This is a genomic window from Methylococcus mesophilus, from assembly GCF_026247885.1.
GTDB classification, from domain to species: Bacteria; Pseudomonadota; Gammaproteobacteria; order Methylococcales; family Methylococcaceae; genus Methylococcus; species Methylococcus mesophilus.
Window position 1 is genome coordinate 2,550,677 of sequence record NZ_CP110921.1, and the last position, 12,820, is coordinate 2,563,496.

A 12,820-nucleotide genomic window follows, 5' to 3' on the forward strand; every position below is an offset into this window, starting at 1 on the left:
TTGACGCAGGCACAAGAGGAAGCGGCGCCGGCGGATACCGACTTCTATGTCATGGAGGACAACTGGGACACGGTGATGGCGTTCCTCGCCTGCCGAACCCGGTGGCAGCGGGAATTTCCACCCCTCGGCGGCCCCGCGATCTGGCTCGGTTTGAACTATTCAGACGTGGAAGTGGTGATTCGCAACCTCGGGCACGAAGGCGAGGCGGCCCGCCAGATCTTCGCCGGCATTCAGGTGATGGAAGCGGCGGCACTGGCCGTGTTCCATCCGCCGGCGGTTGTCTCAACGGCCGGAGAACAGGCGGACGAATGACGTCAGAGCGAAAACCACAACGATAGCGGCCCCTACCATCGCCACGCCGGCGCCGTATTTCAGCCACCCCAGCGCAAATAGCAGAAAGCCCAGCACCATCAGACTGATTACGGACATATGGCCGGCCCTATCGTAGTTGGCATCAAACTCAATCTCGACGAGAAAGGAGCGCTGGTCGGGGTTGAGAAGGTCGAAAGCGGATTCAAGCGCATCGGCTCGGCCGCCAGCGAATCCGCCAGCCGTATCGACGCATCATACAAGAAAGTCGAAACCGGCATCGCCGAAGTCGAGAACGGCTTCAAGCGCGTTGGTTCGGCTGCCAACGAATCCGCCGGCCGGATCGATGCCGCTTACGGTAAGACCCGCCAGGGCCTGGATTCCATCAGCACGCAGCTGGCGACGGCCAAGCGCCAGTTTCTCGAATTCATCACCGCCCAGGCGGCGCTCGGCGCTGGCCGGGAACTGGCCGATGTGGCCGACCGCTACGCCAACCTATCCGCCCGCCTCAAGCTCGCCACCCAAAGCGAACTGGAATATGCCAAGGCGCAGGCGCAGGTGTTCGCCATTTCCCAGCGCTACAGCACTGCCCTCGACGACAACGCCAAGCTGTACTCCCGCATTGCCCCTGCGGCGCGCGATGCCGGCAAGAGCCAGGCCGACCTGATCAAGGTCATCGAAGGCGTCAACGCCAGCCTGAAGACTTCCGGCGCCAGCGCAGCGGAGCAATCCTCCACCATCACCCAGCTGTCCCAGTCCCTGGCCTCCTCCACGGTGCAGTGGGAGGACTTCGGCCAGCTCGCCGACACCAACATGCGGCTGGTGGATGCCGTCGCCAAGCAATTGGGCGGCAGCATGGGGGACCTCAAGCAAAAGATGTCGGACGGGCTGATCAGCAACACGCAACTGTTCGACGCCATCATCGCGGCCTCCGAACAGCTCAAAGCCGAAGCCGCCACGATGCCCAACACCATCGGCGGCGCGGTGCAGCAGATGTCAAATGCCTGGGAGCAATACATCGGCAAAGCCGACCAGGCGGCCGGCGCCAGCCGGCAAGTGGCGGACGCCATCAGTGGTATCGCCGGGGATTTTGATGATATCGCCGATGCGGCTATCCATGTCGGCGAAGTCATCACGGCGGTGCTGGCGGTCAAAGCCGTCCAGGCGATTGGCAGTTATGTGATCGCGGCAGAAGGCGCCACGTTGGCAACCCGCACGCTGGGCGTTGCGGTGTCCGCGTTGGGCGGCCCGTGGGGTATCGCGGCGGCGGCAATCACCACGGGAGGTATCGCTCTCCACGAGTTCATGGCGCAGCAACAGGCGGCGATGAAAGCGCAATCGCTGCTGGAAGCGCAGATGAACGTCCGCGACCTGGTCATGGCTGGTCCGGATTCATCGGGTCTGTTCGGTGCGACCGCGATGGACGTGGCCAAATGGCAGAAGGAATTAGCCGCCGCCCGCGCCGAGGCGGATGCCCTGGCGAAAAGCGCATCCAGCGCCGGACAGGCGGCCGTGCAATCCGGACAAGCCATGGCGGGCGCCGCCGATGCTGTCAAGAAATACACGGCCACCGAGCGCGAAGACATCCAGTCCAAGGTCCGCTGGCTCGAAGCTCACGGCCAGCAGACGGATGCCTTGCGCCTCGAAGGTGTCCTTCACGGATTCAGCGGCAAGGCGCTCGAGGCCTACGTCACGCAGGAGCTGGACACGATCGCGGCCAAGAAGGCCAACGCCGAAGCCACCAAGGTCCACAACAAGGCCCTGTCCGAGGAAGCCAGCACGGTCAAAAAGGCGGCGACCGAGCATCAGAACGCGATCGAAGCCAGCGACAAGTTCATCCAGTCGCTGAAAGACCAGCTCCAGAACATCCAGGACACCACCGGCGCCAGCGAGGCCGAGCAAGCCGCGCGCAAGGCTTCCATCGGGCTGATCGGCAAAGAGGCGGACGAACGGTCCAAGCTGGCCAAGCAGCTGGTCGAAGAACGCCAGGCCTACGAAGGCGCCGAGCGGATCAAGCAGCTCGAACTCAAAACCCAGAACGACATCGCCGAGGCGATCCGGCGGAAAGAAGAGACGAACGCCCAGGCCCTGCAAAGCGCCCAGGCCGAAGAGCAGAAGCAGCTCGCTATCCTGGCTCAACTTCAGGCTGCGCACGAGGCCGGCTACGGACCCGAAGCCCTGGCCAGGATGAAAGCCTACCTGAGCGCGGTCTATGACGTGACCCAGGGCATGGGCGAGGAGGAGGCCGCGGCGACTGCAGCCGCAATGGCCCACACCGAGTCGGCCAACCAGATGATGAGCGAGATGACCCAGACCGGCCAGTCCATGCTGTCCGATTTGGGTGGCATCGCCCAGAACATGATGGGCAGCTTCACCTCGATGTTCTTCGACCCGTTCGGCTCCGCCACGGCGAACATGGGGCAGCAGTTCAGCCGGATGTTGCAGCAGATGGCGTCGCAATTGCTGCAAAGCGTGGTGATGCGGTTCTTCACGGGCGGCTCGTCGGGGACTGGCTCTATCGGTGGGCTGATAGGCTCCGTCGGCAGCTGGTTCGGTGGTTCGGAAGCCGCTGCCGCGCCTTCGGTGGGTGGGATCGTCAATACCGGGGCGGCCGTTGCGAACTGGGCCAACGTCGGCGATATGTTCGTCTCGACCGGTGGCGGCAAGGCCATGCCGGTGGCCGTCGTGGATGCCGCCGGCGCCGGGACACGGGCGGCAGGTACGGCAAGCAGTTGGCTGGGCGGCCCCGGCTGGGCCAGCACCGCGCTCGGCTATGCCGGTGCGGGTATCGGAGGATTAGGGACGGGCTATCTGATCGGCAATGCGATCGGCGGTCAATACACCTACGGCCGTGAAGGCGGCATGGTCGGCGGGGCCATAGGCGGAATGGCTGGCTATGCTGGCGCCACGATTGGCATGGAGATGGCGGCGGGCTCCATCGAAGCGGCGCTTGCCTCGACTGGTATTGGCGCAATCGTGGCCGCGATCATGGCCGCGGTGATGTCCTCAATCAAAAAGGGACAGCCCGACGCCACGGCCCAGTATTCCTGGCAGAACGATAGCTGGACCCTGAATAAGCAAGCGGAGCGCAATGGCGGCAATCTTGCCTTTCTGGGGAATTTCGCCACCAAACTGTTCCAGCCTCTGACGGATCTCGAAAAGACGCTGGCCGTCCGCCTGCCCGCCTTCAATCTCAACATGCGGCAGCATGAAGGCTATTTCGGCATGCAGATACCGGGGCTCTATTCGGCCCGGATGAAAGCTGATTCAGAGGCCAATAAATACATGGCCCAGGCGGTCAGCATCGGCGTCATGCGGCTGTTTCAGCAACCGGCCGTCACGAGCCAGATGGCCGACCCGCTGACGAAAGCGGTGGTGATGCTGTCGGGTGACCTCCAAGCGTTCGGCGACAACATCAAGGCAGCGGAGGACGTGCGCAAATATGCGGCCGGCGCTTCCTCCTTCAAAGTGATCGGCAAATCCCTGGACCTGTCCGGCGGCAGCGCCGAGACCTTCTTCGGCAATATGAAGGAGGCCGGCGCGCTGCGCACCTTCCTCGGCGAGCTGACGCCAAACACCGATGCGTTCGCCAAGCTGGTGCAGTCGTTCCAGCAGATGGAGGACATCGCCAAGAAATTCGGCGTGTCGGTCGACGACGTGCACAAGAAGGTCGACCAATTCCTGAAGGCAGCGGAATACAACACGCAAGACCGCGTCAATCAGCTGCTCGGCAAGCCGCAATCGATCGGCTCGAAGGTCTTCAACGACATGCAGAGCTTCGACCAGATTGCCCAGGACCAGCGCAACAACGTCACCGAACTCGCGAAGCAGAACAAAGCGGAGGCTCAACGGGGCAAAAACCTGCTGAATTACGGCGATTTCGTCTCATTGACGAAGTCCGACCAGAAGGAAGCCAAAGGGCTCCTCAACCAGCTCAACAACCCCGAGCTGGCCGGCAATCCGGAAATGCTGGCGCAATGGCAGGCCGGCTGGGATGCCTACTGGCAGAAACAGATCGACGAAGCCCAGGCCACCATCAAGAACCCGAAGAAGCTGGCTAAGGAAATCAAGCGGCTGGAGAACGGGCGCGATTCGACCGATGCCTTGGGTATCGGGCAGGTGGATATCGATGCGGCAAAGCAGCAATACATCGAGCAGCAGCGCAAAGCCTACCTGGACGAGGCCAAATCGCGCGCCGGTGTGACCGTCACCGCGGGCTTTGCCGAGCGCGACAAAGCCAACCATGAATTCTTCGAGCAAGCACGGGCCGGCGCCGATGCGCTGGGGCTCTCCCTGAGTGAGCTAGCGGATCTAGAGCATAAGGCGGCAGACCAAGTAAATAAGGATTGGAGCAAGGCGCTCGAGGAATTCGCCGGCAACGCCCCGATCGGCGACGCCGCCGAACGATTGCAGGCGATCGCGGACCGCGAGCAGGCCCTGGTTGCCGATGCTATTGCGACCGGTAGATCGGTGGTGGCGGTGTACGAGGCGGGGGATCAGGCGCGTAAGAAAGCCGCCGACGATTTCGCCCGGAGTCAGGGGCAGATCGCCGGGACGATCGACCAGTGGACCGCGGCCTTCCAGGGCTACATGGACAATTTCAAAGGCTGGGTTGCGGACGCCAAGGCCTACGGCACCGACATGTCGGTGACCAGCAAAGCCATCATCCAGACCATGAAGGATGTCTGGGAAAACATGGTCTCCGGTATCGAATCCGCCCGCCAGGCGATTGCTCAGCAGATCGCCGAGCTTCGAGGGCCCCAGGCCGTCGCCGATCTGGCGGTGCAGAACGTCGACAAGGCCAAGCAGAAGCTCGCCGACTACCGGGCCGGCGGCGGTACCGACATCAGCCGGGAAATCGCTCTGATTCAGGGCGTGCAATCGGCGGTAATGGCTCGGTATAACGCCGAGCTGGCGCTGATTCAGCAGGCGGTACAGAAAGAAGTCGAAGCGATCCAGGCGAAATCGCAAGCGGACATCGAAGCGATCAATGAAACGCTGAACGCCCAGATCGAGGCCGAAAACGAGCGCCTGAATGCCGCGATCGAAGCCGAGAACGCGGCGCTGAATGCCCGGATCGAAGCGATCAACGCCGCCAGCCAGGCTCAGATCGATGCGATCAACCAACAGGCCGATGCCGCTGCCGAGGCGCGCCAGGAAGCCCAGCAGGCGGCGATGGACGCGCTCAACGAGCAGCTGCAGACCGCGAATCAGCTCAAAAACGCCATCAAAGGAATTGCCGACTACGCGAAATCGCTGCAAACGGCAGCGGATTCGCCGCTGTCGCCCGAGGCCCGGCTGAACGCGGCCAAAAATCAGTACGAAGACACGCTGGCCAAGGCGAAGGCGGGCGATGCTGAAGCGGCCGCTCGCTATCAGCAGGACGCCGAAGCCTATAAAAGTGCCGCTAAGGACTACTACGCCAGCAGCGCGGGTTATGGTCAGGTCTATGGCCAGATCCAATCTGATGCCACGGCGCTGGGCAATACCAACGTCACCAGCCCCGACAGCGTCGAATCCCAGCTCAAGGAGTTGCGCAAACAACAATCCGAAGAAAACAAGGCTGCCCAGAAGGCCGTCCAGGATCAGATCAAAGCCGTTCAGTCCTCAGCGCAGGATCAGATCAAGGAGGCGCAGAAAGAGTCCCAGGAACGCATCAAGGCGATGCAGGATGCGTCGAAAGACAGCATCGCCGCAATGAAGGCGAATGCCGAAGCACAGATCAAAGCGATCCAGACCGCATCGGCAGCCGAGATCAAGAAGGCCCAGGATCTGGACTCGCGTCCGGACGTGCAGGCGCTAAAGAAGGACACGATCACCCAGCTTGAATTGCTGGATAAGGACCTGGTCGCCGCCTACGACGCCGCCGCCAAGCAATATCAGACGTTCCTCGACTCGCTCGCGGGTGTCGTCGGCGCCAATACGACGGTGATCGGGTCACTTGTCGAGTGGCTGCGTAGCCAGGGCGTCAACGTCACCGCGCCGCCTGACCCCGATCCGGGCGTATACGAGCCAACGTCCTCGACCGCGGGCGGCTCGGGCGATCCCCGCATGCCGCCGCATCATGCAGCCGGCGGCCATTATCGCGGCGGTCTCGCTCTCGTCGGCGAACTCGGCCCGGAGCTGATCAATTTCAACCGCCCCGGCTACGTCCACACCGCGGACGAAACCGCGCGGATCCTCGCCGCCGTGAGTGGGAGCGGCTCCGCCGCGAGTCCGGATGACCAAATCAACCAGATGCTCGGCGGCCTGCCGTTCGACCCGCGCCAGCTGCTATCGATGTTCTCGGCGGCCAACGACGCCCACGGCGCCTACGCCAACATCCTCGACCTGCCGCCAACATGGCCGAACGCCGCCGCGGCCGTCCAAAGCCTGATGCTCAAGCCGACCGCCGCGCCGCAGGCGGTAGACATGCCCTCCGTCGGCTATCAGCCGCCGACCAGGCCCACCGTATCCCGCCAAACCGCCCAGATCGAGGATCGCCTCAGCCGCATCGAAGCCAACCAATCCGGCACCGAACTCAAGGGCTTGAAAGAAGCGCTGGAATCGATCCGCCGTGAGTCGAAAGCCGGGGTCAACGTGCAAAGCGCGGGATTCTCGCAGTTGCTCGCAGTGATGAACCAAATGCTGGCGCGCTTGGAAGAAATTGAGCGCCGGTCGAGATACGCGTCATAACCACCGGAGACACCCATGGCAACGAAGTCGAATTACCTGGAAAATAAGATCATCGATCACATGTTCAAAGCGACACCCTTTACGGCTCCCGCTGTCATGGCGGTGGCGCTGTTCACTGTGAACAAGGGGCAGCGCGCCAACTCGACCGCATACGTCACTACAGACTACGTATGGCTCACGGCCAACGACGGCAAAACCCATATCTATAAGTGCACCACGGCTGGCAGCACGGCTGCCGCTCAGGGCACCCTGTATCCCGGCACCGCCAACGAGGTCATCACGGACGGCACCGCCGTGTTCACCGAGCAGTCGTCGCAATTTGACGCCAATGCGCTCACCGCTCTGGAGGTTTCTGCCGGCGGCTACGCGCGAGTCGCCAATAACCCTTCGGCCACAGCCAATTGGCTGAACACCCAAGGCACGGCATCCGGGGCGTCCACGGGTGCCGGAGGCTCAACGAGCAACCAGAACGCCATCACGTTCGGGACGCCGTCAGCCTCTTGGGGCGTAGTCGCCGCGATCGGCATTTACGATGCGGCGAGCGCAGGCAACCTGCTGTATTGGGGTTACATGACGACGCCGAAAACGATCAACAACGGCGACCCAGCGCCGGCGTTTGCTGCGGGCGCCCTCACGATCCTGGAAGACAACTAGCCCTGAGTCGGCGGCGTCGCAGTGGCAAGCGTAACCCTACGCCCGGGCACGATCGTATCAGCGACCGGGGCTGGATCGGTCGCATGGTCCAATCCCGGCAATGCCGGCGCGTCGGATAATGCCTATGCCACGGCGAATGTCGGCACCTCGCCCGGCGAATCCCAGTGGCTGCGCTGCACCAACTTCAATTTCGCCAGCGTCATCCCCGCCGGTGCGATCATCAACGGATTTACGCTGACGATCGAACGCAAAGGGTCGGCGATCAACTCGGTATACGACACCCGGCTTTACCTCTATTCCGGCTCCGCCGCAATCGGCAGCAACAAGGCCGTCGCAACCAAATGGCCGACCTCCGACGGCATAGCTACCTACGGCAGCTCGTCCGATCTGTGGGGAACCACCGGGCTGACCGGGGCAGACGTCAATGCGACCGGGTTCGGCATCGAGCTCGCGGTTAACTCGTCGACGTTTACCACCACGGCGTCGGTCGATGACATCGCGCTCACGATCGACTACACGCCCCAAATCGATCTCGCCGCTTACCTCAGCAGTGAATCGTTCGTCCTTGCCGATCTCTCCACGTCGATAACGTTTCAGAGTGATCTGCAGGCGTTCGGAGGCTTGGCAGCGACGCTCTCGACCTCGATTCCGCTTCAGGCTGCCCTGGTCTCCGAGTCAGCGTTTTCGGGCTTCTTCTCGGTGGCCCTGTCGGCCGACCTTTGGGGTCAATCCGCTCTCACCGCTGATCTATCGACCGGCATCGCTTGCAGCGCGAATTTGCAGGGCAATGCCTGGACCGCTGCAGATTTGTCCACCCAGATCCCGCTCAGCGCCAGCTGCGCCGGGCAGTCCTCGCTGACGGCGGACTTCACCACGCAAATCCGTTTCTCCGCGGCCCTCTCCGGAATCTCTCAAGCCTACGCGGGACTGACTACCGAGATCGCCTTGGCAGCCGTGCTGTCGGGCAATGCGGAGGCAACCGCGGCCCTCACCATCGGCCGAGTCTTCATCCCGCCCGCGTCCCAGCGCATCTACCTCGCCGAGATCACCTGCTATGACCCGGCCTTGCCGGGTATCCGCACCTTGCGCTACAGCTCGGGGGCGGATGGCTACGACGATGCCGGCACGTTCTATCCGCCGCTGATCGAGCAACCGGCGACGATCCGGCGGGAAATCCCGGCCGATGTCGCCGGCGGGCACGTGTCGGCCAGTTATGGCGCGCTGACCCTGGTCAACGCCAGTGGCGCGCTCGATCCGCTGCGGGACTACTACTATGACGGTTACGAACTGACGCTTAAGGTGGGCGATGCCGGTGCGGGCTATGGCACGTTCGTCACTCGGCTTAGAGCGACGATCGACAACGCGAGCTTCGAGCGCAATCGCGTCACGGTCCGACTGCGCGATCGGGCCGAGACCCTGAAAACGCCGCTGCAGACCAATACCTACGGCGGCACCAACGCGCTCCCCAATGGCCTGGACGGTACCGCCGACGACCTCAAGGGCAAGCGCAAGCCGCTCATTTTCGGTCGGATCGCCGCGCTGCAGCCGGTGCTGGTCAACACCTCCCGCCTGATCTACCAGGTCAACGATGGTGCAGTGGATGCCATCATCAACATCTTCGATTCGGGCGCTTATCTCACCCGCGGTACCGACTACACCGCCGGTCAGCAGTCGACGTTTGAAAGCGCCGCGGTCGCGGCCGGATCGTTTTCCACTTATGCGCCGGCCGGGCTCATCAAACTCGGCTCCAAGCCGTTCGGTACCCTGGCCGCCTGCGTCGCCGAGCGGTGGGATTACACCCAGATATCCGCGGCCGGCGTCACCCAGCGCATGCTGCAAATGCGGGGCTATGGATCGGCCGACTGGATGGCGCAGGATTTTCTCGACCTCGATGCCGTCAACTGCGGGTCAGTCGGCGTTCAGACAGAAGATGGCGAGAACGTTGACATCCTCATCGACCGGACGCTGGGATCGGTTGGGGCGTGGTGGGGATTCGACGCATTGAACAGGTTCCGCCTGCGCCGCCTGGATGCGCCGACCGGTACCGCTGTGGCCACGATTACCGACGACCATATCCTCGAATACGACCCTGTGCAGTCCAGCCAGCGGGCGCTCTGGCAGGTCACCCTCCAGGGCGATGCCAACTATGCCGTACAGGACAAGGCGAACCTGGCCGGCATCGTCGCGGCGGACCGGGCGGCCTGGTGGGAGAAGGCGACGCGCGACCAATCGTCGACCAGCACTGCAGTGAAAACGACCCGATTGCTCTCTCAGGACGCAACATTTGCCAGCGTCGCGAACGGCATCAGCCAGACCCAGGCCGAAGCCGTCCGCCGTCGCAGCCTGTTCGACGGCCGACGCGACACCCTGGGGCTGACGGTCGCAGCCCCGAATGACTGGATGGACCTCATCGATCTCGGCAGCGAGGTGACGATCGTATCCGCCAAATGCGGCTATCCCGCCGGCCGCAACATGATCGTCGTAATGACCCAGCCGGACTTCCAACGCAACCGCCTCGACCTGATCCTGTGGGGATGACATGCAGCCTATCGTGATCGGCTACGCCAATCTGATCGACATCGCCACGCTGAGCGGTCCGGGCTGGCAGACGAGTTATCCGCTGAGCAACCTGCAGAACCGTTATGCCGGCAGCAAGGCGCGCGCGACCGGACTGACTGGTGTGATCGATATCAATCTCGGGGTGCCCGACGCGGCCATTCGGACGTTTGGGATCAAAAACCACAACGCGGCTACGATACGGCTGCAGGGCTCGTCCGCGAGTGATTTCTCGACCGTCGCCTACGACACGACGGTGCTGCCGACCTACGCCGACACCTCCTACCTGCGGGCACTGCCCGTGGCCGTTGTCGCCCCCTATTGGCGGTTAACTCTAACGGGGACGTCGGCCAATCCGGAACTCTCGCGGATTTTTCTCGGCGCCGGCATGCAGCCGGCTCCTGAGAACAACATTGAATGGGGCGCCTCACTCCGGATCGAGAGTAAAACGGAGGTGGCCGAGTCCCTGAGCGGCTACGAGGATTTCAACGTCAAGCCGAATCGCCGGGTGTTCCGCGGCCGGTTCGATTTTCTGCCCGATGCCGATGCCTGGGGTGTGCTGCTGCCGATGATGCGGTCGCAGGGCATCCACCGCGAGTATCTCCTGATCGCCGATCCGGACGATACGACCTACCAGGCGCAGCGCAACATGTTCTGCAGGATGCGCGAACTCAGCGAGATCGAGGATCCGTACCTCAACGCCCATACGGTGGGCGTGGAATTTTCGGAGCTGCTGTAGATGGCGCTTGCACTCTACCGGGAAAATGCAACCGGATTCCTGGTGCGGCGGGATACGCCCGGCGCTGGCTATACCGCCATCGCCGCCATGCCGACCGGCAGCATCGCCGCCCGCGCGAGCTGGTACCGGGACCTGGACACCCACGGCCAGTCCAGCGCCTGGCACCCGTCGCAAAGCGCGCCGGGGCCGGAAAATGCGGCGCCAAGCGTCGATTATGGCAACGTCACCGGCACAAAACCGCCAGCGGATGCGACGCATAACAAGATCTGGCCCCCCTCGACGTCCGCGCCCTCATCGGGAGTGCAGTCGGGAGACATGTGGCAAAACAGCAATACCGGCGTGTTCTACACCTACAACGGTTCGGCCTGGGTGCCGGTCGCCTCGAAGAACATCATCTGGCCTCCATCGACGGTCGCTCCCTCCGGCGCAAACGCGGGAGATTTGTGGCAGGACAGCAGCACCAAAACGTTCTACACCTACAACGGTTCACTCTGGGTGCCCGTATCCGATGTCACGGCGTATAACACGGCCGCAGCAATTACCGGGCAAGGCTCGTTTGCGACCATCAGCCAGATCGTCGCAGGGAACATTCCGGCATTGATTGCCGCCGGAATCATCGGGGCGAATTACATCACGGCAGGCGCCCTGCACTCGCAGTGGGGGACCGTTGGCAACTCAAACGCGCCATACGTGGCGGCTGGAAATTGGACAGCGGGAGCGTCCGGGTGCATCTGGACCAATGTCGCCGTGTCTGCCAATGCCTACCGAACATCCATAGTTGTATTCGCGTTCGCACAATACGGCGACGGCACTCGGCAAGCCGACAAGCCGGGGTACGTCAATGTCGTCGTCGGCGTGAATTCGCAGACACTGACCGACCAAGCCACGAACGAAATCCTTGGCGGGCAAGTGCAAAAAGACAATGCGCCAACTTACATCACCATGCCGGGCATCGCATTAGCGCCCATGATGTATTACGACGTAGCGCCTGGGACTGCGGGCCGAACCTATTACATCGGCTTTCGGCATGATGCCAGGGCCAACGGCACGGACACGATGCCGCTTCGGTACGCCATTCTGGTTATGGAATTTTCGAAGTAGGAGAAAGAGATGCCAAACAAGCAATATCGCCGCGTTGCTACTCGCACCGGAGAAATCCTCTCTGTAGTGTCGATTCCCGACACCGATGCGGCCAGGGATTTGTACAACACGCACCTCGAAGAGGGTTCCGGAGACAGTCGGACAGAGTATTCCGTGAACGGCATACTGACGCCTCGCCCGCCGATGCCCTACGTGCTCGACACGGACACGATCACTGCCGACGGAGCGGATACCGCCCGCATGACGTGCCTTCCAATCCCAGCATCAATCAGGGTGTCCGGCCCCCACGGACTTCAGGTAATGACCATCGACGACGGAGAATTCGAGTTCCAAGCCGATATGCCGGGAGACTATCAGCTGGAGATCGAGGCGTTCCCCTACCGGCAAGCGGAGGTCGTAATTCATGCGGTTTAAGGCCACCCTGCCGCTGCCGGAGCTGCGGCGGCTGAAGCAGGACCAGGTCAATGCAAAACGCGCAGAGCGCCTGGCCGAAGGCTATGCGTTCGAGGGCGCCATTTTCGCCACCGATCCGCAGTCGATCGCCAACATGACCGCGGTGCTGGCCGCCATAGGCGCCGGCGTTGACCTACCGGACGGGTTCGCGTGGCGCGATCAGAACAATGTCAACGTGCCGATGGACGCCGAGACGTTCAAGCGCTTCGCCGGCGGTCTCCTCGCACGGGTGAACCAGATTTATACCCAGTCCTGGAGCAGGAAGGATGAGATCGAGACCAGCGACAATCCGGCGTCTATCGATGCGGATTTGATGCTTTGAAAGACAGCGAC

General features: G+C 62.5%; 9 protein-coding genes. 8 read left to right on the forward strand and 1 reads right to left on the reverse strand.

Features of this window, described 5'->3' with window-relative positions:
- Positions 1-312: a DUF1799 domain-containing protein gene (locus tag OOT43_RS12125; RefSeq protein ID WP_266020846.1), complete on the forward strand. Its 312-nt coding sequence runs from the start codon at positions 1-3 to the stop codon at positions 310-312.
- Here OOT43_RS12125 and OOT43_RS12130 read toward each other — a convergent pair.
- The gene (locus OOT43_RS12130) at positions 283-429 is read right to left on the reverse strand and encodes a hypothetical protein (RefSeq protein WP_266020847.1); all 147 of its coding nucleotides are present in this window, start codon (positions 427-429) and stop codon (positions 283-285) included. The genes OOT43_RS12125 and OOT43_RS12130 overlap by 30 nt on opposite strands.
- Here OOT43_RS12130 and OOT43_RS12135 point away from each other — a divergent pair, their 5' ends adjacent.
- The 7 genes from OOT43_RS12135 to OOT43_RS12165 are packed head-to-tail and all read left to right on the forward strand — an operon-like array spanning position 430 to position 12,809.
- Complete coding sequence (locus tag OOT43_RS12135; RefSeq protein ID WP_266020848.1) at positions 430-6,984, forward strand: tape measure protein; 6,555 nt, start codon at positions 430-432, stop codon at positions 6,982-6,984. It abuts the gene before it with no gap.
- A 15-nt stretch (positions 6,985-6,999) separates the two neighbouring features.
- Positions 7,000-7,638, forward strand: a complete 639-nt coding sequence (locus OOT43_RS12140; RefSeq protein WP_266020849.1) for a phage tail fiber protein — start codon at positions 7,000-7,002, stop codon at positions 7,636-7,638.
- A 21-nt stretch (positions 7,639-7,659) separates the two neighbouring features.
- Complete coding sequence (locus tag OOT43_RS12145) at positions 7,660-10,176, forward strand: hypothetical protein (RefSeq protein ID WP_266020850.1); 2,517 nt, start codon at positions 7,660-7,662, stop codon at positions 10,174-10,176.
- A gap of 13 nt (positions 10,177-10,189) precedes the next feature.
- Positions 10,190-10,933, forward strand: a complete 744-nt coding sequence (locus OOT43_RS12150; RefSeq protein ID WP_266020851.1) for a hypothetical protein — start codon at positions 10,190-10,192, stop codon at positions 10,931-10,933.
- Entirely contained in the window at positions 10,934-12,034 is a 1,101-nt protein-coding gene (locus OOT43_RS12155; protein WP_266020852.1) for a hypothetical protein, read from the forward strand.
- Between the two features lie 9 nt (positions 12,035-12,043).
- Entirely contained in the window at positions 12,044-12,448 is a 405-nt protein-coding gene (locus OOT43_RS12160) for a hypothetical protein (protein WP_266020853.1), read from the forward strand.
- The gene (locus tag OOT43_RS12165; RefSeq protein ID WP_266020854.1) at positions 12,438-12,809 is read left to right on the forward strand and encodes a DUF4376 domain-containing protein; all 372 of its coding nucleotides are present in this window, start codon (positions 12,438-12,440) and stop codon (positions 12,807-12,809) included. The genes OOT43_RS12160 and OOT43_RS12165 overlap by 11 nt, the downstream gene beginning before the upstream one ends.
- Positions 12,810-12,820: the final 11 nt, after the last annotated feature.